The organism is Methanogenium sp. MK-MG (assembly GCF_009914725.1).
GTDB lineage: Archaea > Halobacteriota > Methanomicrobia > Methanomicrobiales > Methanomicrobiaceae > Methanogenium.
The window spans coordinates 12,109-37,575 of sequence record NZ_JAAAWJ010000011.1 but is presented as its reverse complement, the minus strand read 5'-3'; the positions used below and the strand labels follow the sequence as shown (position 1 = coordinate 37,575).

Below are 25,467 nucleotides of genomic sequence, written 5' to 3'. Positions count from 1 at the left end.
ATGACGGTCAGTGAAGAGGACTGCACCATCGTCATTCCGGCCTACAATGAAGCGGGCCGGATTGGGGGATTACTGGACGGGCTTGCAGCATACCGGGGGCCGGTCATCGTCGTCTGTGACGGCGATGATGATACCGCAGGTGTTGTTTCTGCATTTTCACAAGCGCACCCGTCGTGCCGGCTCAAGTGCCGGGAATACGAAGAGCGCTTGGGCAAGGGCGGTGGGGTGGCAGCCGGTCTGATGCATGCAGAAACCCCGTATGCCGGGTTTATGGATGCCGACAACTCGACGACAGTCCCGGAGATGAGGCGGCTCTTTGCAGCCCTCACTGATGCAGACGGGGCCATCGGGTCACGCTGGATAGCAGGGGCCTGTGTGCCGGTCCGGCAGAGTGCGGGGCGGCAGGTGCAGAGCCGGCTCTTCAACCTCTTTGTCCGGCTCTTCTTTGGACTGCCGTATCACGACACCCAGTGCGGGGCGAAGGTATTCCGGACAACAGTCGTGCAGGCGGTCCTCTCGTCTGTGCAGTCACGGGGATTTGAGTTTGACGTTGAACTCCTGTGGCAGATGAAACGGCAGGGATTTGTGGTAGAGGAAGTGCCCATCCACTGGGAGGACCAGCCGGATTCACGGGTCGGCAGCACGACCGGTCTTGCCATGCTGAAAGGGCTCATGAAGATACGGTTCGGGCACCGGCCACAGAGTAACGAAGACAGATACTGAGATCAGATACACGGAGATATTCAGATATTATGGAGAAGAAGGATACCATTCAGTCAATCGCAGACAGGGATGCGGTTGATGCCCTCTTTGTCATCAGCAATGCTGAGATCAGGGAAGGGAGCAAGGGGCAGTATATCACCTGCACCATCAGTGATGCGACAGGCACGATGGCATGCAAGGTATGGGGGAAAAACGGACTCAACGCCCTGGTGAAAGAAGCCTATGCTGCCATCCGGGAAGGGATGGTTCACCGGGTCGCCGGGAAAGCCCAGGTCTACAACAGCGAACTGCAGATGAACGTGAACGATGGCATCGATCATCTCATTAGTGGTTCTGCAGACCATGCCCTGCTTGACCCCGGTGACTTTGTCTTCTCACCCGCCGACTGCACCAAAAACCGTGAAGAGCTTCTCCAAACGGCGGCCGGTATCATTCGTCCGGGACTGCGTGAGCTGGTGGAGCGGGTCTTCGCGGCGCATGACGCCTTCTTCCTGGTCCCCGCCGCACGGGCCAAGCACCATGCATATCGCGGGGGGCTTGCCGAACACACGCTGGAGGTGGTGCGCTACACCGATGCCTTCCTTGCAGGTGCGGAGGGAATCTCTGCCGACCGGGATGTCGCGGTGGCGGGAGCCTTACTTCATGACGTGGGAAAGGCAGTATGTTTTGCAGAGCAGGGCTTCTCCTTCTCTCAGCTTCCTGCCTATTCCCTTCTCGGCCATATCAGTCCGGGCATCTCCATCATTGAACAGGTGGCAGAAGAGACGGCGGTGGACGGGCAGGACTTAAGCCACCTGCTCCATATCGTCCAGACCCACCATGGCATATACAGCGACCCGAAACCCCAGACCGTGGAGGCGTGGGCTGTCCACCAGGCTGACAACACGAGTGCCCTCCTCCATGAGGTGGCCTCGGATGTGGAGGATACCAATCCGGGGGAGGGGCGGTTCGGTTCGAGATTGAAGGGACCGGTCTACCGTTATCCTGCACCACCGGCCATGCCGGAGATGCATGCCCCTGCACCCGGCGCAAAAGAGGATGGGAAGTCAGACCTTTCCCAGTGGTTTTAGCACTCTATAATATTATATTTCGGTTATCCCCGGTTGCCTGAAGAGCTGCCGGGATGGCCGTCTGTCTTCCTTTTTTTGAGCCGTTTTTCTGCATCTACCATCAGGGTAAGCACAGCGGGCATGATCACGATTGCGCCTACCAGGGAGAATAACACCGCAATCACGGTTGACATGCCGAAACTGGAGACGATCGGGAAGACCGAGAGCATGAGTGCCGAAAATCCGCCTGCCGTCACCAGGCCGGAGACGGTCACCGCAGAACCGATCTTCTGCACCGACGTCCTGATGGCATCTGACGGGTCATCAGCCAGTTCCTTCTCCTCGGTGAACCGTTCCATGACAAGAATGGTATACTCTGCTGCCACCCCGATGGTCATTGATCCCAGACAGGCGCTGATCGGGTTGTAATGCAGGCCTATCAGGATCATGGCGATGGCATTCCAGCCGACGATGCAGATGATGGGAACCACCGGTGTGATGGCATATATTCTCCGGTAGGCAAGGATTAAAAAGAGGAATATCAAAACAAACCCGAGATTTGTCATCGCCTCTTTGCTGGATGCAATCATGTCCATCAGGTTGGTGTAGAGGTCAAAGTCCCCGGTGGGGTATACTTCGATGTGGGGCGGCGGTTCAGACCAGATCACGTCTGCCATTACCTGCTTTTTTAATTCGTTCTGTTCATCGATGGTGAGGATAAGCGTGGTAAATGATATGACCGCTTCTGTGTCGCCGTTCAGGTAGGGGTCTTTCTTTGCTTCAGGGATTTTTGCAAGGACTGCATTCAGTGTCCCCTGATCGTCAGGTATCAGACCATTGTTCTCTTTGCGTACGAGTGCAGCGATACTGTCTGCCTTGGTTATTTCGTCATGGTCAGAGACGGCCCGGGTGCTGAATGTGTCAATCCATTGTATGGCATCAATGCTTTTCAGGTCATCTCCGCGGATATAGAGGGGGAACGGGGTCACCGAACCCCGTACATCCTGCACCTTGTCAAGGGCAATCTGTGCCGGAAGGTCTGCCGGTGCCATGGATTTGGTGTCGGTGTCGATGGGAATTCCGGGGTCAAGCGATATGCCTGCAACAGCAATGACCGCTGCAACGATGAGAACAGGGACAGCGGCGGCGGAGACGCGTGCGACAAGCCCCTCCAGAAAATGGGTATAGCGGTTCATTATCCGCATCATCAGTGTCGGTTTTCCTGATTTCGGTATATACCCGATGAGTGCTGCAAGGGCGGGAAACCCAAAGAGTGCGGTCAGGTAACAGCAGGTGACCCCGATGATGGAGACGATGGCAAACGTCTTGATCATCGGCACCGGTGAGATGAACATGGCGATAAAACCCATCGAGGTCGCAAGCATGGCAAGCAGAACGGCAGGCCCGGTATTTTTCAGGGTATTCCGCGTGGCCGTCTCCATCGTGGCCCCTTCCCGCCGTTCCTCATCAAAGCGTGCGTGAAACTGGACGGCATAGTCAATGCCCAGCCCGAGAAGAATGGGAAACGATGCAATGGCGCCGTTATTTATTTTCACTCCCAGCATGCTCAGCATGGCGAAGGTATAGACCAGACCGAATGAGAGAAGGATGAGCGGGAGGAACCAGTGCCGCATATTGGAGAAGAGGATGAAGAGCACAATTGCCATCAATATGAGCGCACCCACGATGAGGACCACTCCTGACAGGACCATGTCATTTTGCAGTTCAACATTGTAGGGTGTTGCCCCGGTCACATCGATGACGGTGCCGGGCGGCAGGTCTGCTTCACTGGTGAGTGTCTCCAGATTGGGGAGAATGGTCTGCGATATATCTGTTGATATGCCCTGTTTGATTGAGACATACAGCAGCCCCGTCTGGCTGTCGGGGATGAAGGTGTCTCTCAGTTCAGCGGGCAGCAGAGATATGATATCTTTTGTTACTTCGGGATTCTGCGGCATCATACCGCCATTAACTTTTTTCAGGACATCTGCGAGCGAGTTTGTCTCTGTCACATATTCGAGGCGTTTTATCTCCTCTTCCAGTATCAAAAGGTCCTGTAGCAGTGTATGGTCTGCCGGGTCCGCCGTCTGGATGAGCAGGATGTAGGTGTCAGAGACAAACTGTTCATTGTACTGGTCATAGCGTATCCCCGCGGGGGTTGATTTGTCCAGGTACTGGTCAGATGATGACTCGAACTGAATGCCGGTTGCGGCAAAGAGTCCTGCAGCAAAGAGGATGACCATGACTGCAAGCACAGGTATGTGATGCCGGTGTATGGCCCCTGCAAGGCTGCTGTATACTGAAGGAATGCTGATTGTGATGGTTGTGCACCGTCCCGTGTGTTCCCGGCGGATACTTCCTGAAATCCTGTGTCAGGGAGGTATCTGTCCGGTAACCCTGATTTATAGTATGATCCTGATTTGTCCTTAAAAGAATCCTCTGAATCCGGCTTCGCTGATGTAAAGATGTTTAAAGAAAACGTATGATAATGTTAGTGCCGGAATTACCATTTTGTTCTGACAAAATGAATTGTTCCGGTAAACGCTGGTGTATCTATGAAATCAATATATCTCTTTGTGACTGCCTGTCTTCTGATCCTGACACTGGCAGTATCGCCCGGCCTTGCGGGAGAAAAATTCTTCACCGAAGGACCTGTCATATCAGTCTCGGTATCCGGGAGCAATCAGTTCAGTCCCGACGAGGATGCACAACTGCCCCTTCTCGTTGAAAACAGGGGGCTGATTGATATGAAACTGGTCCAGTTAGACTATCTGACTCCTGATTACCTGCCCAATACGGCACGGTCGGTGAAGGTGAGCCTTCTGCCGGGGGATGCTCCTCTAAAGGTGAAGTCTGACACGCAGGTGCTTGGCATTCTTCCGTCAGGGATTGTGGAGCGGCCCACCTTTGATATTCACATCCCGGCAGATGCCGCCTCCGGCACCTATGAGATGACGGCCCGGGTGGAGTATGAGTTTATGCAGTCGTATGATCAGTCAGGGATGAATGCCATCACCTATCATTTCAAGACGGTCACAGAAGACATTCCGGTGACGGTTGTCGTGACACCGTCTGTCATCCTTGAGATTACTGATGTGCAGTCCTCTGCTCTCAATGCCGGGGGCGAGGGCTATGTCACGATGAGCGTTAAAAACACGGGAAGCGATGACGCCGCTCATTTTGCCCTTTATATTGAACCGGGTGGAAAAGGCCCGCTCACCCCCGTTGAGGGTAATATATATGTCGGAGACTTCGCCGCAGGGGAGATAATCACTCCGCGGGTGAAGGTATCGGTATCAGAGGATGCGGATGAGACCCAGCACTACCCGCTGACGGTCTTTGGTCTCTACAAGGACTATGAGGGGCAGGATGCCATGACCAGTCCGGTGCTCATCGGTGTGGATTTCCTGGGCAAAATAAGCTTTGCTGCGGTGAGTGACCCTGCGGTGGCAATCGTTGGCAAAGAGAATCTGGTTCATGTGACCTATCAGAATACGGGTGCTGCCACCGCATACCAGGCACAGGGCAGAATCAGTGTCGTCGACCCCTTCTCCAGCAGTGATTCCAATGTCTATCTCGGTGACCTGAAACCCGGAGAGTCGGCGGAGGCTGTCTACCGGATCCTGGTGAATAAGGATGCGACCATCAAGACATATTCACTGGACTCTGAGATACGCTACAATGACGCCCTGAACAACAATTATGTCTCTGACACCGTGAAGGTCATCGTCGATGTCCGGCCGGCCGACAACACTGTGACCTGCATCATTGCGGTCATTGGTGTGCTGTGCGTCGCAGGCGGCGGGTTCTGTATGTACCGCAGGAAACAGCAGAACGGAAGGCAGGAACCGTGAGGCATGAGCGTCTCCTGTCCCCTTCCGTGGCGGGCAGGACAAACAAGGAAATCAGGCGGGCTGTTCTGTGCTGTATCCTCGCAGGTCTTCTGCTCTGTGCACTCTTTGGCCCGGTCTGTGGTGCTGGCGAGGGGTTTCTCCGGAGTGAACCCTCACTCTATGCGACGCTTCAGGGGACAAATGAGTTTTCTCCCGGTAGTGATATCCGGCTGGACTTCGTCGTCGAGAATCAGGGGGTGGACAATGACGTCCTGCTGGGTCTGGAATATACTCCCTTCTCCATTAACCCGACCACTGCACTGGGCACAATTGCCGGGCTTGATGCTGCGGGAGCGCCCGTCTCTGTTCACTCTGAACCGTATCTCATCGGTGATATTCCGGCAGGAGTGAGCCGTTCGTTTACGGTGTATGCCCATGTGGATGAGAATGCCTCCGCGGGGATGTATACGCTCATCGTCAGCACGAATTATCACTATGCGGCGGCCCAGCACATGCTCCCCTCCGGGCAGTGGGAGTATACCTATGAGGAGAAGACCGTCAGTCTGGATGTGCCGGTGCGGATTAAAGGGGAAGTGAAGCCGGAAATTCTCTCCCTCAGGGCAGAGAACCTCAATCCCGGTCAGATTGGAAGTATCATTGTCTCCCTGAAGAATGTCGGGTATGCGAAAGGCACTGCCTCTGCTGCTGAACTGAGCGGTATATCCGGTGTCTTCCGGCTGGTGGACAGCGGGGTTTACATCGGTGATCTGGCCCCGGGTGCAGTGACGGATGTCACCTTTTCTGCCTATGTGAATGACGCGGTCGGTGCAGGCACCTACCCGGAGGAAGTGGTGATTCTCTACACCGATGAATACGGTGAGCCGCAGCAGTCGGTATCTGAGAGGATTGGTATACCTGTCGGTGAGGGGGCATCCTTTGCCATCGTTTCAGGCCCCATCAAAATCGTACCCGGTGAGACGAAGGCCGTCCGGGTGACATTCAGAAATACGGGTGACGCACCGGCGTATGATGCACGGGCACGGATTGTGCCGGGCAAACCACTGACTGCACCGGTGGATACGGCTATTCTCGGCGACATGGCACCAAACGAGACAAAGACAGCCGATTTTACGATTACGCTGGCATCGGGGTCGCTTGAAGTGCCATACGGCCTGAATGCTGAGATTAAATACCGGGATGCACGGGATACCCTGATTCTCTCTGACCAGATTGTGCTGCAGGTGGACGGGACGGCCGGTAATCCAATCAGAGACGCACTGGTGAACCCGGTCTCCCTTGCGGTGATTGCGGGGATAGTGCTGCTTGCGGTATACTATCTGTATGCCGGCAGGCGGAAGAACCGGTAAGGTCGGGGCTTTTGAATCATGTGCGGCGGTGGAGAGGGGGATCATTATGTGGAGGATGAATGATGCAGCTACGGATTCCGATTCCCGTCATTTAGGGAGTAATTCTGGTATCTGCGTCAAAATAACGCATAAATTATATCTCCCGCAGTTCTGTGCCCCTGAAAAAATGTCCACACAGAAGCCTGGAGCAGGCGGATCTCATTTGAGACAACCGATAATGTCCTCCCAAAATATTCGCCAATGGCGGCGCCTTAATAGTCCGAAATCCGTTGACTATTTACAAATAAAGCGTAAAACCCCTTGGTCTTTAGCCAAGGGGATGTAAGCGAGTCATCCTTGTTCCTGAATATATTTCATGAAGGTCTGATTGACCAGTTGCTTAATTTCTTCGTCTCTTTCCCGGTTTTGACGGGATTCTAAGTTTTTGATCATTTCCGGTAATGTATCCTGCCTTGCGTAGCTCAAAAACAAACTGCTGTGTTACGATGATATCGATTAATAAAATGGAATGTCCCCATTCATCAGCACCGCCCAGCTGGACATCCCTAAGCTTATTTGTTAATTCTTCAGTGGATATCACCTTATTGTCTTCAATAATTTCAAGAATCTTTAGAATAATCTGGCGTTTTAATGAAAACGGGTTAATTAATTCCCGGATGTCCTTTTGATGAATACCCAGTTCACCCAATTTACGGGCAAGATGGAGAGGTTCCAGATGAATGTGTGATGGCAGTGAAAATATCACTTCATAGCTGATATCGGGGATGTAATTGAATATATTGCATAATCCCGGGTATTCCACCTGATCAGACAAATTCAGTGAATCAATGGTCATTTCATTTATTATCTCCCCAGGAGTTATGTCCCTGGTAAGCGTAAAACCATCCTCAGATTCAGAAATGCAATCGCTATCTTTGATGAGCAGATGAATATAGGACAGGGGCAATTTATTGAAAATCTCGTTATTGAATCTCTCTGATGAAAAATCCAGTATGTCTACGACCGGACTTTTTGTTATTGCTGACATGAGTTTTACATCTGATAATTTCCAATCCTTACGGGTATAGATCAGATCTCCGACAGAACGACCTTCAAGGATGATTTGCATGGCATATTTTACGTTTAAATTCTTCTGTTTAATGTCCAGATACTCAAGAGACAGTTCCGGATCATCAGTGCTCATTTCACTGCACCAGCTGTCAATGTCATCAATACTGCCGCTGATGACATCCTCGGTAAAATATTCAAACGTTTTATGTAATTTGGCCTTGCACCCGAACTCAGTAAGCCAGTCTATAAATTCAAGGGCAGTAAACTCCTCATCAAAGGATATCTTTTCCTCAAGTATCATACTATTATTGGTAATGGTATCCATATTTTTATTCTCCGGATTTCACCCCGTTTTGTCAGAGTAACACAACAAGCGAAGCATGAGGACTAATCTGTGAGCCGTCGCCTTGATCTGTCGCTCATCCTTGCCGAAGAGATTCTGACCAGCGAGGGAGAGATCATCGGTCTCTTTCTGAATGAGGAGGTTTTGGCCAACCTCAGGTACCGGAAGGTGCATTCTTCACTGCACCGGATATCCAGACTCATCAGGGCGGAGCGGATGACGGGCGGCTGGAATCCGGCCCGGGTGATGGCACACTGAGGGGAAGCCGCCCTGCCGGAAGTTCAGGTCTCTCTCTCTTCTTTGGGTGGGTGGCCGGTGCAGCATATGACCGGCTGCCCTACGGATGTATCATCAGGCAGTGAACACATTCCAAACTCTTATCGGGACACCGGGTTACCGGATCACGGGGGCATGAGCCATCACCACACACAAAGAATATCCCAAAGCCGTCCGCGACCGTATCCCTGCCATGTATGGGTTAATCCTGATGTCTGCGGCAAACAACACATAAATAATCGATTCCGCTGTTCTGTGCCCCGGAAAAAATATTCACACAGCAGCCCGGAGCGGGCCGTTCTCCGTTGAGACAACCAATACATCCTCCAATAATATCCGCTAATAGAGACCCCTTGATAGTCTGTAATGAATTGATATCTGAGCAGACGAATGGCACTGCGCCCGTGTTTTTCGGGTTGTAACTATGAACCGAAAATATGGTGGCTCTGCCCCCCGATTTCCCTGTCACGTGAATAAAAAAGGGTGGCCCCGTCTCCAATATTCAGCCGGTGGTCTTTCACCTTTTCATACGGTTTCTTTGTTTATCATTCCGTGTAAATATGGGTAAATCCCCCGTTTAAGACCTTTAACTGCTTGTTTTGACGTGCATATTACATCCGTCTCTTCGTTTTCACTCTTCCCGGAATCACAGAGACGCAGACACATACCCGCAAAGTAATCAGACATGCTGTATGTTCCTCCGATCGCATGAAAACATCCCTTACTATCTGTACATATATCTCTATACTATGCTTATTGAGAAGAATACGCATCAATACGGGCATTATTTTTTGTCTCTGTATTTTCACTTTGCGTGTGAAAACCGGGTGAAAGGGTGAAATGTTCTCCGGGCCGGGAAGAAAATAATGCAGAGACTGCCCCGCCACGGGCACCCCGCCGGAACCAGGCAGACGGGATTTGGTAATGGCCTGTTCGTGTTGCGACGGGCTGAACCGTTCATCCGGGGTGTTTGGGAATCCACACCCTCAAATCCCGACGGGGATGAACTACAGCGTCAGTTTGACGGCTGGAAAAAAACAACTGACTACTTCTGTGGAGATACCAGCCTTCTTAATGATTTAATATCAATATACTTTCATAAGATCATTTGAGATATACCGGAGCTTATTATGGATAACAAATCTGAAAAAACATATGAAAATGCATCAGATTCCGAAATTGAGAAACTTGGGGATATCACTCTCCGGCCAATCGGTATCGTCAGAAACAATGTCTCAACACCCCTCCTTGTCGCCGGAAAGGACGGTCTGAAAATTAGCGGTGAATCAGAAGAGGCAATGAAGAAATTCAGTGAAGTTCATGATGCAGTATCAGAGATTACTCTGAAAGAGGAATACACTGAACTTCTTGAAGACATTGAGCAGTATTCCCATTTGGTCATCATCTACTGGGGCCATGAAATTACAGAGGAAGGACGCTCGCTCAGGAAGGTTCATCCGATGGGTGTCGCAACCAATCCCCTTACCGGACTCTTCTGCACATGCAGTCCGGCACGTCCGAATCCTGTTTTGACAAAAGTCGTCCGTCTCATACAGGTCAGAGGGAATGTCCTTGCCGTTGCAGGTCTGGATGCGATTGACCGGAGCCCGGTCATTGACATAAAGCCATATGTCACAGACTTCTATCCACAGGATGATGTACGGATTCCGGACTGGATGCAGAAAATTGTTGAAGAGCATGATGCCTGATCTGGTGTCTGTAATACCTGATATCTAATCAGACGGGACAGGATGGGTGTTGTCCTCTGGGTTTATCCCCCCTGTTCCCATGGTATTTCCCATTTTTTCTTACAATCCATGTTCTATTAAATATTTATATACTCCATCATACCAACAAAAACATCATGGATGATTCGGGTGTGTCACAGAATATCGGAAATCTTCTCATGATATTTCTCGTGGTGCTGTTTGCCAGTGTGGCTTTCGTATATGTGATGAATATCGAGGAGGACAGTTCCATCGGCGACTATACTCCCCAGTATGCCATTGTGGATGCTAAGGTTGTACCCGCACTCTCGGCGCCTGACACCTGGGATGCGGATTCAATAAAAATTCGATTCACTGCCGGAAATGAACTTGATCTGCAGTATGATGAAGGGGTGTATGCCGGAACAGAAGGCATTAAATTCATGCTCATTGACCCGGACGGCGGGTCGCATGAGGCGATGCAGTCCATAACCATGCAGGGGCAGAAGATTAATCCGGGTGCGGAGTTCTATTATTTTACCGTATCATCCAATATAAACGACCGGTATTATATCACAAACGCCTACTCCAGAATTGCAGATGACAGCACATGGGGGGGCGGCTGGTCATATATGAAGCCCTTTGCAGGCGGAACATGGCGGGTCCAGATCAAGGATGACACGATGGGAGTTCTCATTGCAGACGAAGAGGTGGTGATATGACTGGTTATGATATGAAGGACGATTCCGGGGTATCAGAAGTCATTTCCTCAATGCTTATTGTTTTTCTGGTAATCGCAGCGGCCCTGGTTGTCGGGGTATACATTTTCAGTTCCGTTGATGAGACATATCTGCAGGAACCGGCATTTGTATTTTTTTCCACCGAAATAATTGGGGGACTGGGAAATGACGGGCAGAAGAATGTCCCGGTAATACGAATGCACCGGGCTCATGGAGATGACTTAGAACAGCGCTACACGGAGGGGACGCACAGCGGCATTGAAGGTATGAAAATAATACTGTATGATCCTGATGGCAATGGTCATGAAGTTGTGCAGTCTATCACCATGAAGGGCGATACCGTTGACATTGCAGAAGATTTTTACATCTTTTACTACGATCTGGCAAATTCCCAGGAGGCGGATTACTGGATCACAAATGACCTGAAGCGGATATACGGACCAGGGTATCATGTCGAGCCCTTCCCTGTTCACGGCACCTGGCGGATGATTATCACCGAAGAAGATCACCAGGACACTATTGTCGCAGATATTCCTCTGAGTCTCTGAAATTTCCTTATATGGCCACACAATCCGGAATAAAATCTATAATCTCCTGTATTTTTATAAGGCGAACAGCCGGATGAAGGTTGCATATGCCAATTACATATGATGGCTGTCTGCAGTGCGGCTACAGCCTGTTGGGGAGTACCTTTTATTCCATTACTGCCAGTTCCGTGTATGATCATCAGACACGCAGATGATGTCCCCGCCGAAGAGATTAAATGGGCGGGTTTTTCCGGCATGACCGCCCGGTTTCTCGTGACCTCCGCCGATGACAACCCGCGATCTGCTCTCTGGCTTCTGGAATTTCGTCCGGGCGGGTCCACCGACTGGCACCGTCACCAGGAAGAGCACCAGATATACCTGCTCGAAGGGGAAGGGGTCGTCGTCGGTGATGACAAAACGAAGACTGCTGTACGTGCAGGCGATGTAATCTCAACCCTCCCCTGCGAGAATCACCTGTTCATGAATACCGGAACGGGCATACTGAAGATGATCTGCGCCGTCCCGATTCTTTCGGGAAAGACCGGGAGGCAGACCTCGCCGTGTGATGAATAGAGGAGATATTCAGGATGGTTCATATCTCCCCTGTGAATACTGAAGGCTCTGGTTGCAGTCATGAACAGGTGCTCGTAACAATAATCCCATATGATGGGCATAAATGAATGAACTTATGCTTGAACTGAAGTTTATTCGAAACAACCCGGATGTCGTCAGGGCTGATCTCACGAAGAGGGGAGATGACGAAAAGCTTGCCTGGATAGACGATCTGCTGGAAAAAGATATAAAATCGCGTGATATGCAGATCGAAATTAATACCATGCGAAACCGGCGCAATATCATCAGCCGGGAGATAAAGGAAGCCAAAAAGGCAAAACAGGATATCACAGGGCTCCTTGATGAGGCAAAATCCCTTCCCGGCAAGATAAAGGAAGACGAAGCCGCGCTTGAGGAGATAAACAAAAAAATAAAGTTCTACCAGATGCGGATTCCCAATATTCTTCATGAGAGTGTTCCCGTCGGTAGCGACGATTCAGAGAATGTGGAGGTAAAAAGATGGGGTGAGCCTGTCGTTCCTTCCTTCGAGCTGAAAAATCACGGTGAGCTTGCGGTCGAAAAGGGCCTGGCAGAGTTCGAGAGGGCGGCCAGGATCTCCGGTTCAGGATTTTATATGCTGAAAGGAAACCTGGCGCTCATGGACCTCGCCCTCCAGCGTCTGGCCCTTGACGTCCTTGGCGAACGCGGTTACACCCCGGTAATCCCGCCCTATATGATGAACCGTGCCGCATACGAGGGTGTTACCGATCTTGGGGATTTTGAGAACGTGATGTACGCGATTGACGGCGAGGACGAGTTTTTAATTGCCACAAGCGAGCATCCCATGGCCGCGATGTACATGAACGAGATCTTTGAGGAGAAAGACCTCCCGTTAAAACTTGCGGGTGTAAGCCCCTGCTTCAGGCGCGAGATCGGATCGCACGGGCTTGATACACGTGGTCTCTTCCGGGTTCACCAGTTCAACAAGGTCGAGCAGTTCGTCTACTGCAAACCTGAGGATTCGTGGGCGATGCATGAAGAGCTCCTTAAAAACTCAGAGGAGCTCCTCCAGATACTCGGTCTCCCCTACAGGGTGGTGAACATCTGCACCGGAGACATCGGAACCGTTGCTGCAAAGAAATATGATATCGAGGTCTGGATGCCACGCGAAAAGATGTATCGCGAGGTTGTTTCATGCTCCAACTGCACGGCGTACCAGTCGGTGAGGCTGAATATCAAGTCCCGTGAGGCCCACGATTTCGAGACCAAAAATTTCGTTCATACCCTCAACAGCACAGCGATTGCAACAACACGCACGATTCGGGCGATTATGGAAAATTATCAGCAGGAAGACGGCACGGTTGTCATTCCAGAAGCACTGCGGCCGTATATGAACGGCGCAGAGACACTCTGATACTTTTTTTCAATCTTTTTAATATCTCATACCTTTTCTAAAAAGACCAACTGCTGACATACTCCCACGACTAAAGTCGTGGACTTTCTGCCTGTTTTTTTCGTAAGTAGCAATACCAGTCTCAGCGGAATACAACCTCTCAATGAGGGCAATGCTTCTGTCAGGGCATTGTTGGTGCCCTTTCTGTAATGGAATTTCTCTCTGGAATCAATTCTCACCGACAAAACACAAGTGAAATCTACTCGACATATTTATACAATGAAGTACAAATATGCACACAGGTGATGCCGGTGGAATGGAAACCGCAATAAAACTGAACATAAATCTGGAAGCATTCGAAACGATTGCAAAAAACTGCACAAAGCCCCTGATCATTCCTCTCTGTACAGCCCTGCCGGAAGGTTTCCTTCCCGAAAGTGAATATGGGTTTATCCTTGAATCCCTTAATACGAAGCGACGGGATGCACGCTACTCGGTGATGGGTATCAATCCTGTTCTAACCATATCAATCGGAGACACACTCAGCCTGACCGGTGACGAGCGGTATGTTGCCTGTGCACGCCGGGCGCCGGTGGGCAGGACACCGGTTGATACCATCCGCTCAGTTGTTGATGCCTTCACGGTATGCACAGAGAACACACCGGATTTTACCGGGTGTTTTGCCGGCTATTTTGCCTATGATCTCATCTACTCACTCTTTGACCAGCTCCCGGAGTGCCGGAGAGGAGAGAGCGAAACGCCATTGGCTGAGTTTATGCTCACCCGTGAGAGCATCGTCACCGATCACGATGAGAACAACAGCTATCTCTTCAGCTATCCGCTGATCACGGAAGACTCAACCCCTTCAGAGGAATACAAAAAGGCAGAACAACGCATCCGGGAACGGGCGTCTCCAACAGCAATGCAGGAAAAAACTGCAATACAGGAGAATCAACCCGTAAAGCATGTAGAGATACAGCCGTCCGCAAACCTCACACAGGAAATCTTTGAAGAGCGGGTAACACAGGCAAGGGACTACGTCCACGCGGGCGGGATTCTCCAGGCAGTCCTCTCCCGGAGAATGACATGTGCCTTCACTGCACCGCCTTTCGCCCTGTATTCCGCCCTCAGGGAAGTAAACCCGAGCAATTATATGTACTTCCTCGACTTCGGGAAGCGACAAATAATCGGATCCAGCCCGGAGATGCTGGTGAGAGTGGAAGGACGCACGGTCACGACCGTCCCCATCGCCGGCACCCGTCCACGGGGTCGGAATGGTGAAGAGGACATCGAACTTGCCAGAGACCTGCTCGCCGACAGAAAGGAGTGTGCAGAACACCTCATGCTTGTTGATCTCGCACGCAATGACCTTGGCCGGGTCTGCACATATGGCTCGGTCGCTCCGGAAACCTTCATGGCAGTTGAGAAGTTCTCCCATGTCCAGCATATCGTCTCACGGGTGAGCGGCGAACTCCGGGATGACTGCGACCGGTTTGATGCCTTTGTCTCCTGTTTTCCCGCAGGAACCGTCTCCGGTGCGCCGAAGATACGGGCGATGCAGGTCATCGATGAACTCGAAGACGACCTGAGGGGCATATATGCCGGAGCGGCAGGCTACATCGGGCTGAACGGTGACCTGAACCTTGCCATCGCCATCCGGACCGTCATCATTGAAGACGGAAAGGCTTTTGTCCAGGCAGGAGCGGGCATCGTCGCAGATTCCGTGCCGGAAAAGGAGTTTGCCGAGACCACGATGAAGGCCGGGGCCATGCTTGCAGCGATCAGGATGGTGGAGGAGGGATCATGAAGGTGCTTGTGATTGACTGCTATGACAGTTTCACCTACAACCTCTGCCAGATGATCGGCCACCTGGGGGCAGAACCGGTGGTTGTGCACAATGACCATTCGCCGGAACAGGTCAGTCTCCGGGATGTCGAGCGGGTCATCCTCTCACCCGGGCCCGGCCGCCCTGAGGAATCCGGGCTCTGTCTGCACGCACTCAACACATTTTCACAGGATATTCCGACACTCGGGGTCTGTCTCGGGCATCAGGCGATATGCCTGAACTCTGGAGGGGAAATAGTCCGGGCAGAGCACCTGATGCACGGGATGACCTCCAAAATATCGCATGACGGAGCAGGCATATTTTCGGGAATAAATAATCCGTTTACGGCGACCCGGTACCATTCCCTCATCGCGGATAAGGAGACGCTGCCCGATGAACTGGCAGTGACCGCGGTCAGCTGTGATGACGGCTACGTCATGGGCGTCCGGCACCGTGACTATCCGGTGGAGGGCATCCAGTTTCACCCGGAGAGCATACTCACAGAACAGGGCATGCATTTGATGGAGAACTTCCTCGGGAGTGGGTGCCGGTGATGCAGGAGAGCATCGCAAAGGCCGCGGCTCAGATTGACCTCACTGCGGGTGAAGCCGCATCCGCCATGCATATGATGATGACCGGCGGTGCCACCGATGCGCAGATCGGCGCTTTTCTGACCGCAATGAGCATGAAGGGAGAGACAACAGCAGAGATTGCCGCCTGTGCACGTGTGCTCAGAGAACATGCCGCATCAATACACCCTCAGGTGGCGGGCACGCTTGTTGATACCTGTGGCACCGGCGGGGATATGCGGGGGACCTTCAATATCAGCACGACGGCCGCGTTCGTCGCCGCCGGTGCAGGTGTCCCTGTTGTCAAACACGGAAACCGGGGTGTGAGCAGCAAATGCGGTTCTGCGGATCTGCTGGAGAAGCTGGGCGTCTGCCTTTCCATCCCGGCAGAGCGGACGTGCCGTATCATCGAAGAGACTGGCATCGGCTTTCTGTATGCACCCCTTCACCACCCGGCCATGAAAACGCTGGCGGGGCCCAGAAGGGAGATCGGGACACGCAGCCTCTTCAACATTATCGGGCCGCTGGCAAACCCTGCCGGGGCAGAGGCCCAGCTTGTTGGCGTCTACCGCCCTGAACTGACGGAGACCGTCGCCGAAGCCCTGAAGATGCTCGGCACAGAGCGGGCGATGGTCGTCCACGGTGACGGGCTGGATGAGATCACCACGACCGGGACAACCCGGGTATCAGAGCTGAAGAACGGAACGATAGAACACTACGAGATTCAGTGCCGTGACTTTGGCATCCCCAAAGCCGACCCGGCGATGCTCAGGGGAGGCGATGCAGAACAGAATGCAGCGATATTCAGGCATGTGCTCAGAGGAGACGAGGGCCCGGCACGCGACATCGTGCTCATGAATGCCGGGGCCGCGATCTGCATCGGCGGAGAGGCAGATTCGCTTGAAAAGGGTATACGCCGTGCGGAGGATGCGATTGATTCGGGACGGGCCCGGAAAAAACTGGCGTCACTGATTACCATGACAGGAGAAACACCATGATACTGGATGATATTATCCGGGCGACACAGCTTCGCATCCGGGAGCCTGAAGAGGACACAGAGACAAGCAACAGCCCGCTGAGCCTGAAAAAGGCGATCACGTCTGTTCAGGGCAGGCACGCGGTGATTGCCGAGATCAAGTTCTCCTCACCGTCTGCGGGCCGGATACGGGAGCGGATCAGTCCGGGGGAGATAGCAGAAGAATACCAGAAGGGCGGTTGTGTGGCTCTCTCGGTTCTCACCGAACCTGATTTCTTCGGGGGAAGGCCGGAAGATATTGCAGCGGTGAAGAGCGCCGTCCCCCTTCCGGTGTTAAGAAAGGACTTCATCATCGATCAACGCCAGATTGCAGAGACGAGAGCCCTCGGGGCGGATGCCGTGCTGTTGATTGCCGGTCTGCTCGAAGAACGGCTCAGTGACTTTGTCTCCGCTGCCTGTGCCGCAGGGCTTGAACCCCTCGTCGAGGTGCACACACCCGATGAGGCGAATATGGCGCTTGCATCCGGTGCGGAGATGATCGGCATCAACAACCGTGACCTTCGCACGATGGAGGTCCGGCCGGAGACAACGGCCGCACTGGCAAAACCCATACGCGATGCCGGCAGGCTCGTTGTCTCGATGAGCGGCATCGGGGGGCCGGAGGATATCCGGCGGCTTGCCCCCCATGCCGATGCCTTCCTTGCAGGGACGGCCCTGATGTCAGCAAAGGATCCGAAAACGGTGCTGGAGGAACTGGTATGCGCATAAAGATATGCGGGGTGACCTCACCCGGGGATGCCTGTCTTGCAGAAGAGGCGGGTGCCGATGCGGTGGGTATCGTCGTCTTCAGCGATTCGCCGCGTTCGGTAGCAGTGGAGCGTGCGGGAGAAATTCTTGACTCCCTTGGCCCCTTCATCACCGGGGTCTGTGTGACGGCAACAGAAAACACTGAAGAAATAGATGATATGCTCGCACTCCGGCCCCCGGCCGTGCAGGTGGGGGCAGATGTCTCCATCCCCCGCACCCCTGCCCGTGTCCTGCGCATGGTGGGCCCCGGAGAGAGACCATCCCGACACTGCGATGCCGTTGTCATCGACGCAAGCAGGGGGAAGGGACTGCCCTTCAACAGGGAGTTTGCCCGGCAGGTGCTGGAGAACTGTCCCCTCCCGGCTGTTCTTGCCGGAGGGCTGACCCCGGACAATGTCGGGGCGGCAGCGGCCCTTGGCCCCTATGCCCTTGATGTGGCGTCAGGCGTCGAGAGCCGGCCCGGAGTAAAAGATCTCAGACTGGTGCGTGCATTCGTCAGTGCATGCAGGAGGTTCCCATGAGCAACGGACGGTTTGGTGACTATGGCGGACAGTTTGTCCCCGAAACTCTCATGGCTGCGGTAACGGCGCTGGAAAAAGGCCGGAACGTGATATGTCCGACGCAGGAGTTCCGGGACGAGCTTTCGTTCTACCTGAAGGAGTATGCCGGACGGGAAACACCTCTCACCTTCTGCCGGAATGTCTCTGACGATATGGGCTGCAAAGTCTATCTCAAACGGGAAGACCTCCTTCACAGCGGGGCACACAAACTCAACAATACTCTCGGGCAGGGTCTTCTTGCACGCCATATGGGCAAGAAACGACTGATTGCCGAGACCGGTGCCGGGCAGCACGGTGTGGCGACAGCGATAGCAGGCGCCGTGCTGAACCTCCCGGTTGAGGTGTATATGGGGGAGACTGACTGTAAACGCCAGCAGCTCAACGTCTTCAGGATGGAGCTGATGGGTGCAAAGGTCATCCCGGTGAAGGGCGGCACGGCAACCCTCAAGGATGCGGTCAACGAGGCAATGAGGGAATGGGCGGCCAGCAGCGGGGATTCGGCGTATATCCTCGGTTCTGTCGTCGGCCCGCACCCCTACCCGGAGATGGTCAGGGATTTCCAGACCGTGATCGGAACCGAGGCCCGGCGGCAGATTCTTGAGCGGGAGGAGCGTCTCCCGGATGAGGTGATCGCCTGTGTGGGCGGCGGTTCCAATGCCATCGGCATGTTTCATCCCTTTTTGCAGGATGATGTGAGGCTTGTTGGTGTCGAAGCCGGGGGCCGGGGCAACGCACCCGGTGAGCACGGTGCCTCGCTGGAGAGCGGCCGTCCGGGGATTCTGCACGGCGCCCTCTCCTACCTGCTACAGGACGATGACGGACAGGTCATCGATACCCATTCGGTGGCAGCGGGTCTGGATTACCCCGCGGTCGGGCCGGAGCACAGCATGCTCAAAGATGCCGGCCGGGTGCACTATGAAAGCGTGCCGGATGCTGACATCCTGAAGGCCTTCCGCTACCTCTCACGCAGGGAGGGCATCGTGCCGGCTCTGGAGTCGGCGCATGCGGTGGCCTATCTTATCCGGGAGCAGGATCGGTTTGAAAGAGACGACATTGTCATCATCAACCTCTCGGGGAGGGGTGACAAGGATATATCACGGGAGGTGGTGCATGAACAGATTTGAAACGGTCTTTGAGCGGCCGGCGTTCATCGCGTTTACGGTGGCAGGCGACCCTGACCCGGCGACCTCGCGTGTGGTGGCGCAGACGCTCATCCAGTCCGGAGCGGATATCCTTGAGCTGGGCATCCCGTTCTCTGATCCCGTGGGTGACGGGCCGGTTATCCAGCGGGCCGATGAACGGGCACTTTGTGCCGGTGCGACGACTGACTCGGCCTTTGCACTGGTGCGGGATGTCCGCAGGGAGTCGGATGTCCCGGTTGTGCTGCTGGTCTACTGCAACACGGTCTTTGCCCGCGGGCCGGAACGTTTCTACCGGGAAGCAAAAGAGGCCGGTGTGGACGGGATATTAATTGTTGATATGCCAATCGAAGAGGCGGATATGGTGCTGGCGTATGCAACAGAGACCGGGATTGCGCCGATATTCACGGTGACCCCGACCACCCCGCCCGAGCGGGTAAAAAAGATTGCAGCGCATGCGGGCGGGTTTCTGTATCTCGTCTCCCTCTCCGGGGTGACTGGGAAACGTGAGACGCTCTCGGAGGCTGCCCTTCCTTTGATCCAAAGCGTCCGGGAAGAGACGGATATGCCACTCGCCCTCGGCTTCGGGATTGCCACCGAGACCCATGCCCGGCAGGCGGTGGCGGCAGGCGCTGACGGAGTCATCGTCGGCAGCGCCATCGTGGAGATTGTGGAGAGACATGTCGGGGATGCAAAGGGCATGGAACGGGAACTCTCGGACTACATCTCGCGGATGAAGGCAGCAGTGGTGGGTTCCGTCCCGGCGGATGAAGATCAGAATTCTGTGTGAGACAGCACAGATATTTCTCTGAACATCAGCTGATCAGACCGGTAAAAGGCAATATCAACACTGAAACGATGAAACAGAATGTGAAGGCAGAGATTTCCATCCATTTTTCCGGTATCTTTGATCGTATGCAGGAGAGAGGAGCAGCGGCTCCAACGGATACCGCAAGAACAGGAATAATCCATATTGGGAAAACATTCCGGATGCACGGAAGTTCTGCCACGAAGTGCCAGGGCAGAGCGATCACTACCGCTGAGATGACCATTGTTGCTGAAATCCTGAAATCACGGTGATTCCCTGCATCTTTCATGCATGCATTGAGAATGATGAGTATCAGCACTGCAACCGAGGCTGATGCGACGGAGTAGGTGAACCATATTGTGGTGGGAATGAGTAACCCCAATATAATCAACTGGTATTTTTCCGGCTTCAGTTTTTCATAGACCTGTCTGATAACAATCAGAGTGCTTACCGCAGCGAGTGAAAGAATGAGGGGGCCGATACAGTCTCCCAGAACCGCGACGTACCACGGGTAGTATCCGACCATGGCAGGGCCTCCGCACTGGTATTGTGAGGAGCGAAAGTATGCCGGGTAGAGGACAGATATGAGAAACACTGCTATCAGTTCGTCTTTTGTATGCAGATATCGTTTAAAGACAATCAGGGGTGCGATGAGTATCAGCACAGTCCCAATCGTCCGGGTAATATCACTGGTTAAATCGACACCGGAAACAAAGCCGGAGACTGCCACCAGGAAAAAACCGCCTGCAATTGCGGTAATGAACTGGTAGTTCTCATTCCTGATCTTCCGTACTATCAGGTATATCAGAACCGAAAACAATGCAAAGGCAACACTGACCAGAGCGAATGAATGAAAGAAATCGTCGAAGATGGTTTGTATAATATTCATATTTGTTCTCTGTTTTGCAGATATCAGGTCTGTGTCCATATGTCTGCCGATATTGCATTACCGGCACATGCGGGGGAAGGATTGATTGGGCAGATCTCCCTGCCTATCATCATACGATACCCGTTAGCGGGGAGAGGAGAAGGCGATGAGATACCCGCCGTCAGTTGTTCCGATGCCTTTGAGAGAATATGGTCTGGCCTGTAAATCATACTCATTTTCCCAGGCCTTCTGACCGAGTTCATATCCGGTAACGGCGATGCTCTCCTCACCGATGTCAACTGAGAGGTATCCTCTGACGGGTGACGGGATCACGTCCCTGCCGATGTCCTCCACTTCATATAATCCGGTTACGGTGCCTGCGTCATCCAGAGTGATGAGGTGAAGAGTATATGTGTGCACGAATTTGCCCCAGAGATCAGTCCCGGATGTGGTTGTCCGGTAGATAATTGTGTGGCCCGGTGGGTTCTGCCAGACGCCCAGCAGGGTATCTCCAATCCCGGTGGCGATGGTCTGTTCCCAGAGTATCGTGCCGTCTGTATCCAGACGAATTGCCTTTAGGGGAATCTCAAAATGTTCGCCGGTAAAGATGTGTTTCCCCGCGGTGCAGACGAGGATGCCGTCTGCATCCGCCGGTGAGAGGAATATTTCCTCTGGCCCGCTGCTGGTGTTAAGGGGGGTGTTCCAGAGCACGGTGTTGTTGTCGGTCAGGCAGGCGGTCTGGTTCGCCCAGGCAGCAACGAAGCTGCCGTCTGCACGGGCCAGAAGGGAGACGGGCGGCACGCTATGACTCTCGTATCCCAGAGAATTTGTCCAGATGGTTTCTCCCTTGTGATCGATGCGGAGGATACCCGGTCTTCCTGTTGCGAGGATAAATCCATCGTTCGGGGCGGGGACGATGGCTGATACCTGACCTAATCCGGTTCTGACTTCCGGTTGCCGGGAGTAGTTCCCCTCCCGGTCAAACAGAATCAGATGCACGAGACCGGACTCCTGACGGTATTCTGTCGTTGCGATGGCGTAGCCGTCTGCATATTCGGTGAGGGTGTCTGCTCCGTCGTAGGTGCTGATGTCCACGGTTGTTTTCCATTCGAGATTGTCACCAGGGGAGAGTTTGATTACAGAGAGGTCGGTTGGCTGTTCAGACGGGCCGCATGAATACGGAGCGGGGGGAATGATGCCCGTGGATACGCCCCCTGCGGCCAGAAGCAGCGGAAGAACGATCACGGCGACGGTGACAATGGCCACCGGGAGAAGAGGGGCGAATCCCTGTTCCTCATCTTTTCCGATGAATGAGGCAAAGAGTGCCCCGAAGGTGGCCGCCAGTACTCCGCAGGCGAGGATGATGAGCAGTTGTGGCACGGTTGAGAGAAGTGAGGAGATAATATAGGCAGGATTCCCGATAAACGGCAGGACACGGGCCACGGCCGCGGCGATGAGGCCGGTCATGGCGGCATGCAGGAGAATCGTGCGCCGGGAATCGGTATGAAGCATGAAGGGAATGCAGCATCCGGCAACGAAGAGCACCAGCAGAAGGGATATCAACATGTGGACGATTTCTATTCCCATGAGATTCTGGTTATATGAAATGAGATCCCACCAGCCTTTGGAGAAGAGGGATATGAGCCCGGTGATAATTACCCCGGCAATGATACCGATGATGGCACTGTAAAAGGCAGGATGTTTGTCAGTCATCAGCCGCCTTCGGGAGTCGCTTCATATTGAGAATAGAGCACCGTTCACGAAAAAGGTAATCTTACGATGGATATTATCGCACCGTTCATCCCTGTTTGCCGTTTCCTCCGTGGTATCTGGAAACAGGATGGATTCCGGTATTCTTTTTTGTTTCCCGGTGAAAAAAGCGAACCGGTGGGTGAAAGCACATATCCTCCTCTGAAAGAATAGTATGTGATATGACCCTCCCCTCCGGCCATCCCGCCCCTGCCTTCGACCTCTTCAATGTCTATTTCGAGCGTATCTATGACCCGACGATGCACCTAGTCTTTGCCTTCGACGGGCACCTTAATGAAGCGGTGCTGCGGACGGCCACGCTCCGGCTGCTTGAATCCGACCCCTGTCTGAGGTCGCGGTTTACCGAAGGAGCAGGTATGCCCCGCTGGGAGGAGATCCCAAAAGTGGAGTGGGAGCGGGCCTTTGTTATTATCCCCTCCGATGGGGAGGGCGGAGAGATAAATGCCCATTCATTTCCTCCCGAAACTCCTCCCGCACCGCTCAATGTCCGGAAGGGGCCGCAGCTGCGGGTCACACTCCTGAGAGAAGAGGAAGGCGATCAGGTCACGGTCACCTGCCATCACGGCTTCTGTGACGCAGGCGGGCTCCGGGATCTGGCCCGGCAGCTCTTTGCCACCTGCCGGGAAATTGAAACCGATCCGGACTTCCGGCCCGCTTCCGCCGGGTGGTACGACCGCAGCATGGCGCCGGTTCTTGCCCGGTTCAGCGCAGAGGAGATGCAGGCGGCACAGAAAAACGAGGAGCCCTTCGTTGACCGCTGGCATTTCCCCTGTGAGAGAACGGGGAGGGGAACGCCCCGGATTGCCTCCCGGACGTTGTCTCCCGCACGCCTGGTGCGGGCAAAAAGATTCGGGAAAACGCACGGGGCCACGATAAACGACATCATGATCGCTGCGTTCTTCCTTGCCTTCCAGAAGATCCGCAACGATCCCACGGATATCGGTGCGCCCCGTTCCCTCTTGACCTCGGCAGACCTCCGGCGTTTCCTCGACATTCCGTGCGGCCCGGAGGAAAACGCATCCCGCACGGACACATCTCTGCCGATGAACCGCTCGGTCGCCTTTGAAGTCACCCTCGCCGCCGGTGAAGACGCACAACTTGAGGATGTCATCGGTCAGGTGACCGCGGTGACGAAACAGCGGAAGGCGGAGGGTCTGGGGATGGGGCTTGGCTGCATTCTCTTCTACGAGGAGATCTGTGCGGGTGGGATGCCTGCGGTCAGGGAGTTCTTTGACGGGATGATGCAGGGCTACGAAACAATCGGCCAGAAAAACCCGGTCTTCTCGAATGTCGGAATATTCCGGGAAGATGATTTTCTTCCACAGGAAGGAACAGATGGAACAGATGGAATGGATGGAATGGATGAAACAGCCGGAACTGACGGTCGCCCCCTCAGTCTCCGGGATATCAGCTTTCTCCCGTGTGTCTGCTGGCCGTATGGCTTTCTGATGTCTCTTTCCACCTTCCGCGATGCGATGACGATTGTCACGGCCTATGAGGAGGGGCCGTATTCGGGGGAGACGGTCGAGGAGTTTCTGGTGTTGGTGGACGGGTATCTGCCGTGAACAGGGACGTGCGGAAACGGATACATTACTGCGGTGGCAGCCGTTTTTGGATTATTTCCTGCAAAAGGATTTTGGATATTACCGGTGTTGGTACTAAGGAATTGTTACTAAATAGTGGGAGGGTCAGATATCTCTGCAGCAGTGGGTGGTTGGAGATTCCGTGGAGCGTGAGGGTGGCCCCCTCACTGCTGTTTTTTCTCTGCATTTAGATAGTTAGCAGTCACTTTACAATCCGGTTTGCAAACTGTTTGGGCGCATTTCCCTATCTGAATTGTCAATTTGCCTCTCCTGCATAGAATTTGTTGATCGGTTTACAATATTTTTTGGGTCACACACGTACCCATCAGAGAGGGCCCCTTCACCCGGATTGCTGTATGACTCATGTAAAGTACGCGAAGTCTCTCTATTCTCTGTACATATCTCTGTACATTCTTCTTCTTTTGTAGAATACGTTGTATTCCGGCCATTGTCTGACTTTGCAATATTTCCTGTTTTTTTATGCAAAGTGGTTGTAACATTGCAAACACCCCTGCTCATAATGATGTGACTGCCTTTTTTGCGTTCAATCTCAAACCCTACTTTTGAAAAGACACGAACCATCTCACTCCCAGATATCGGAAGAAGACGCTTTGTACTCATACTGCGAGATCAACGAGGATTGAACCCGGCTGTGATGTTACCTTCCGGGAGGCAATATCGTGGGCGACCTCAAGATAAAGTTCAATGGCTTCCTGCATATTTTCGAGTGCTTCTTCACGGGTCTTTCCCTGAGAATGGCAGCCCTTCAGGGCCGGACAGTGGACTGAATATCCTCCGTCTTCTTCCTTTTCAAGAACGATATCGAGTTTCATGAATAATATGTCCCCGTATTGGTATCCTGGTATTTGTCGCGTAGGTATTAGCTTTTTGTGAGGATGCTGATTTATGCGGATTATTCGGTGTCTATTAATGAGATGATTATTCGGTGTCTATTAATGAGATGATTATTCGTCTTTGCTCTCATTTCAGGAGATCGCATACA

At 53.2% G+C, this 25,467-nt stretch carries 25 protein-coding genes; 19 read left to right on the top strand and 6 right to left on the bottom strand.

Features of this window, described 5'->3' with window-relative positions; genetic code table 11:
• A complete protein-coding gene (locus tag MKMG_RS03125) occupies positions 1–723 on the top strand; it encodes a glycosyltransferase (protein ID WP_165075463.1) in 723 nt (240 codons plus the stop codon).
• Positions 724–752: 29 nt separating this feature from the next.
• The gene (locus MKMG_RS03120; RefSeq protein ID WP_165075461.1) at positions 753–1,793 is read left to right on the top strand and encodes an HD domain-containing protein; all 1,041 of its coding nucleotides are present in this window, start codon (positions 753–755) and stop codon (positions 1,791–1,793) included.
• A 23-nt stretch (positions 1,794–1,816) separates the two neighbouring features.
• Here MKMG_RS03120 and MKMG_RS03115 read toward each other — a convergent pair whose 3' ends face one another.
• Entirely contained in the window at positions 1,817–4,027 is a 2,211-nt protein-coding gene (locus tag MKMG_RS03115; RefSeq protein WP_254059067.1) for an RND family transporter, read from the bottom strand.
• Between the two features lie 300 nt (positions 4,028–4,327).
• Here MKMG_RS03115 and MKMG_RS03110 point away from each other — a divergent pair, with 300 nt between their 5' ends.
• Both MKMG_RS03110 and MKMG_RS03105 read left to right on the top strand, forming a co-directional pair.
• Positions 4,328–5,626 carry a COG1361 S-layer family protein gene (locus tag MKMG_RS03110; RefSeq protein WP_165075458.1) on the top strand — a complete coding sequence of 433 codons (1,299 nt, stop codon included), beginning with the start codon at positions 4,328–4,330 and terminating at the stop codon, positions 5,624–5,626.
• A complete protein-coding gene (locus MKMG_RS03105) occupies positions 5,560–6,972 on the top strand; it encodes a COG1361 S-layer family protein (protein ID WP_165075456.1) in 1,413 nt (470 codons plus the stop codon). Before MKMG_RS03110 ends, MKMG_RS03105 begins: the two co-directional genes overlap by 67 nt.
• Positions 6,973–7,351: 379 nt before the next feature.
• Here the strand turns inward: MKMG_RS03105 and MKMG_RS03100 are convergent, their stop codons facing one another.
• The gene (locus MKMG_RS03100) at positions 7,352–8,347 is read right to left on the bottom strand and encodes a hypothetical protein (RefSeq protein ID WP_165075453.1); all 996 of its coding nucleotides are present in this window, start codon (positions 8,345–8,347) and stop codon (positions 7,352–7,354) included.
• Positions 8,348–8,416: 69 nt separating this feature from the next.
• Here MKMG_RS03100 and MKMG_RS11420 point away from each other — a divergent pair, with 69 nt between their 5' ends.
• The 14 genes from MKMG_RS11420 to trpA all read left to right on the top strand — a co-directional run bounded on the left by MKMG_RS11420 (position 8,417) and on the right by trpA (position 20,225).
• Entirely contained in the window at positions 8,417–8,623 is a 207-nt protein-coding gene (locus MKMG_RS11420) for a hypothetical protein (RefSeq protein WP_216842866.1), read from the top strand.
• An 884-nt stretch (positions 8,624–9,507) separates the two neighbouring features.
• On the top strand, positions 9,508–9,753 hold the full coding sequence (locus tag MKMG_RS03090; protein ID WP_165075451.1) for a hypothetical protein: 246 nt from the start codon (positions 9,508–9,510) through the stop codon (positions 9,751–9,753).
• Between the two features lie 18 nt (positions 9,754–9,771).
• Complete coding sequence (tsaA, locus tag MKMG_RS03085; protein WP_165075448.1) at positions 9,772–10,350, top strand: tRNA (N6-threonylcarbamoyladenosine(37)-N6)-methyltransferase TrmO; 579 nt, start codon at positions 9,772–9,774, stop codon at positions 10,348–10,350.
• A 155-nt stretch (positions 10,351–10,505) separates the two neighbouring features.
• The gene (locus tag MKMG_RS03080) at positions 10,506–11,069 is read left to right on the top strand and encodes a hypothetical protein (RefSeq protein WP_165075445.1); all 564 of its coding nucleotides are present in this window, start codon (positions 10,506–10,508) and stop codon (positions 11,067–11,069) included.
• Positions 11,066–11,635 carry a hypothetical protein gene (locus tag MKMG_RS03075; protein WP_165075443.1) on the top strand — a complete coding sequence of 190 codons (570 nt, stop codon included), beginning with the start codon at positions 11,066–11,068 and terminating at the stop codon, positions 11,633–11,635. Before MKMG_RS03080 ends, MKMG_RS03075 begins: the two co-directional genes overlap by 4 nt.
• A 171-nt stretch (positions 11,636–11,806) precedes the next feature.
• Complete coding sequence (locus MKMG_RS03070; RefSeq protein WP_165075441.1) at positions 11,807–12,187, top strand: cupin domain-containing protein; 381 nt, start codon at positions 11,807–11,809, stop codon at positions 12,185–12,187.
• A gap of 115 nt (positions 12,188–12,302) precedes the next feature.
• Entirely contained in the window at positions 12,303–13,580 is a 1,278-nt protein-coding gene (serS, locus tag MKMG_RS03065) for a serine--tRNA ligase (RefSeq protein WP_165075495.1), read from the top strand.
• Between the two features lie 295 nt (positions 13,581–13,875).
• Entirely contained in the window at positions 13,876–15,366 is a 1,491-nt protein-coding gene (locus MKMG_RS03060; protein ID WP_165075438.1) for an anthranilate synthase component I family protein, read from the top strand.
• Positions 15,363–15,938, top strand: coding sequence for an aminodeoxychorismate/anthranilate synthase component II (locus MKMG_RS03055; RefSeq protein WP_165075435.1), 576 nt, complete (start codon positions 15,363–15,365; stop codon positions 15,936–15,938). The genes MKMG_RS03060 and MKMG_RS03055 overlap by 4 nt, the downstream gene beginning before the upstream one ends.
• The gene (trpD, locus tag MKMG_RS03050; protein ID WP_216842865.1) at positions 15,935–16,951 is read left to right on the top strand and encodes an anthranilate phosphoribosyltransferase; all 1,017 of its coding nucleotides are present in this window, start codon (positions 15,935–15,937) and stop codon (positions 16,949–16,951) included. Before MKMG_RS03055 ends, trpD begins: the two co-directional genes overlap by 4 nt.
• On the top strand, positions 16,948–17,697 hold the full coding sequence (locus MKMG_RS03045) for an indole-3-glycerol-phosphate synthase (RefSeq protein ID WP_165075430.1): 750 nt from the start codon (positions 16,948–16,950) through the stop codon (positions 17,695–17,697). The genes trpD and MKMG_RS03045 overlap by 4 nt, the downstream gene beginning before the upstream one ends.
• Positions 17,688–18,257 carry a phosphoribosylanthranilate isomerase gene (locus tag MKMG_RS03040; RefSeq protein WP_254059066.1) on the top strand — a complete coding sequence of 190 codons (570 nt, stop codon included), beginning with the start codon at positions 17,688–17,690 and terminating at the stop codon, positions 18,255–18,257. The genes MKMG_RS03045 and MKMG_RS03040 overlap by 10 nt, the downstream gene beginning before the upstream one ends.
• A complete protein-coding gene (gene trpB / locus MKMG_RS03035; RefSeq protein WP_165075428.1) occupies positions 18,254–19,420 on the top strand; it encodes a tryptophan synthase subunit beta in 1,167 nt (388 codons plus the stop codon). The genes MKMG_RS03040 and trpB overlap by 4 nt, the downstream gene beginning before the upstream one ends.
• The gene (gene trpA, locus MKMG_RS03030; protein WP_165075425.1) at positions 19,407–20,225 is read left to right on the top strand and encodes a tryptophan synthase subunit alpha; all 819 of its coding nucleotides are present in this window, start codon (positions 19,407–19,409) and stop codon (positions 20,223–20,225) included. The genes trpB and trpA overlap by 14 nt, the downstream gene beginning before the upstream one ends.
• A 25-nt stretch (positions 20,226–20,250) precedes the next feature.
• Here the strand turns inward: trpA and MKMG_RS03025 are convergent, their stop codons facing one another.
• Positions 20,251–21,132: a hypothetical protein gene (locus MKMG_RS03025; RefSeq protein WP_165075423.1), complete on the bottom strand. Its 882-nt coding sequence runs from the start codon at positions 21,130–21,132 to the stop codon at positions 20,251–20,253.
• A 123-nt stretch (positions 21,133–21,255) separates the two neighbouring features.
• Complete coding sequence (locus tag MKMG_RS03020; RefSeq protein ID WP_165075421.1) at positions 21,256–22,824, bottom strand: hypothetical protein; 1,569 nt, start codon at positions 22,822–22,824, stop codon at positions 21,256–21,258.
• A gap of 218 nt (positions 22,825–23,042) precedes the next feature.
• Between MKMG_RS03020 and MKMG_RS03015 the strand changes: the two genes are divergently transcribed.
• The gene (locus MKMG_RS03015; protein WP_165075419.1) at positions 23,043–24,446 is read left to right on the top strand and encodes a condensation protein; all 1,404 of its coding nucleotides are present in this window, start codon (positions 23,043–23,045) and stop codon (positions 24,444–24,446) included.
• A gap of 225 nt (positions 24,447–24,671) precedes the next feature.
• On the opposite strand, the gene MKMG_RS03010 is transcribed toward MKMG_RS03015, so the two are convergent.
• Both MKMG_RS03010 and MKMG_RS03005 read right to left on the bottom strand, forming a co-directional pair.
• On the bottom strand, positions 24,672–25,085 hold the full coding sequence (locus MKMG_RS03010; RefSeq protein WP_165075416.1) for a type II toxin-antitoxin system HicA family toxin: 414 nt from the start codon (positions 25,083–25,085) through the stop codon (positions 24,672–24,674).
• The gene (locus MKMG_RS03005) at positions 25,082–25,297 is read right to left on the bottom strand and encodes a type II toxin-antitoxin system HicB family antitoxin (RefSeq protein ID WP_165075413.1); all 216 of its coding nucleotides are present in this window, start codon (positions 25,295–25,297) and stop codon (positions 25,082–25,084) included. The genes MKMG_RS03010 and MKMG_RS03005 overlap by 4 nt, the downstream gene beginning before the upstream one ends.
• Positions 25,298–25,467 lie beyond the last annotated feature (170 nt).

Coding starts and splice junctions, on each gene's coding strand:
- MKMG_RS03005 (WP_165075413.1), bottom strand. CDS start 25,297: ATGAAACTCGATATCGTTCTTGAAAAGGAAGAAGACGGAGGATATTCA.
- MKMG_RS03070 (WP_165075441.1), top strand. CDS start 11,807: ATGATCATCAGACACGCAGATGATGTCCCCGCCGAAGAGATTAAATGG.
- serS (WP_165075495.1), top strand. CDS start 12,303: ATGCTTGAACTGAAGTTTATTCGAAACAACCCGGATGTCGTCAGGGCT.
- MKMG_RS03010 (WP_165075416.1), bottom strand. CDS start 25,085: ATGAGTACAAAGCGTCTTCTTCCGATATCTGGGAGTGAGATGGTTCGT.
- MKMG_RS03120 (WP_165075461.1), top strand. CDS start 753: ATGGAGAAGAAGGATACCATTCAGTCAATCGCAGACAGGGATGCGGTT.
- MKMG_RS03125 (WP_165075463.1), top strand. CDS start 1: ATGACGGTCAGTGAAGAGGACTGCACCATCGTCATTCCGGCCTACAAT.
- MKMG_RS03075 (WP_165075443.1), top strand. CDS start 11,066: ATGACTGGTTATGATATGAAGGACGATTCCGGGGTATCAGAAGTCATT.
- tsaA (WP_165075448.1), top strand. CDS start 9,772: ATGGATAACAAATCTGAAAAAACATATGAAAATGCATCAGATTCCGAA.
- MKMG_RS03025 (WP_165075423.1), bottom strand. CDS start 21,132: ATGAATATTATACAAACCATCTTCGACGATTTCTTTCATTCATTCGCT.
- MKMG_RS03045 (WP_165075430.1), top strand. CDS start 16,948: ATGATACTGGATGATATTATCCGGGCGACACAGCTTCGCATCCGGGAG.
- MKMG_RS03080 (WP_165075445.1), top strand. CDS start 10,506: ATGGATGATTCGGGTGTGTCACAGAATATCGGAAATCTTCTCATGATA.
- MKMG_RS03015 (WP_165075419.1), top strand. CDS start 23,043: ATGACCCTCCCCTCCGGCCATCCCGCCCCTGCCTTCGACCTCTTCAAT.
- MKMG_RS03060 (WP_165075438.1), top strand. CDS start 13,876: ATGGAAACCGCAATAAAACTGAACATAAATCTGGAAGCATTCGAAACG.
- MKMG_RS03055 (WP_165075435.1), top strand. CDS start 15,363: ATGAAGGTGCTTGTGATTGACTGCTATGACAGTTTCACCTACAACCTC.
- MKMG_RS03040 (WP_254059066.1), top strand. CDS start 17,688: ATGCGCATAAAGATATGCGGGGTGACCTCACCCGGGGATGCCTGTCTT.
- trpB (WP_165075428.1), top strand. CDS start 18,254: ATGAGCAACGGACGGTTTGGTGACTATGGCGGACAGTTTGTCCCCGAA.
- MKMG_RS03090 (WP_165075451.1), top strand. CDS start 9,508: ATGCAGAGACTGCCCCGCCACGGGCACCCCGCCGGAACCAGGCAGACG.
- trpA (WP_165075425.1), top strand. CDS start 19,407: ATGAACAGATTTGAAACGGTCTTTGAGCGGCCGGCGTTCATCGCGTTT.
- MKMG_RS03110 (WP_165075458.1), top strand. CDS start 4,328: ATGAAATCAATATATCTCTTTGTGACTGCCTGTCTTCTGATCCTGACA.
- MKMG_RS03100 (WP_165075453.1), bottom strand. CDS start 8,347: ATGGATACCATTACCAATAATAGTATGATACTTGAGGAAAAGATATCC.
- MKMG_RS03020 (WP_165075421.1), bottom strand. CDS start 22,824: ATGACTGACAAACATCCTGCCTTTTACAGTGCCATCATCGGTATCATT.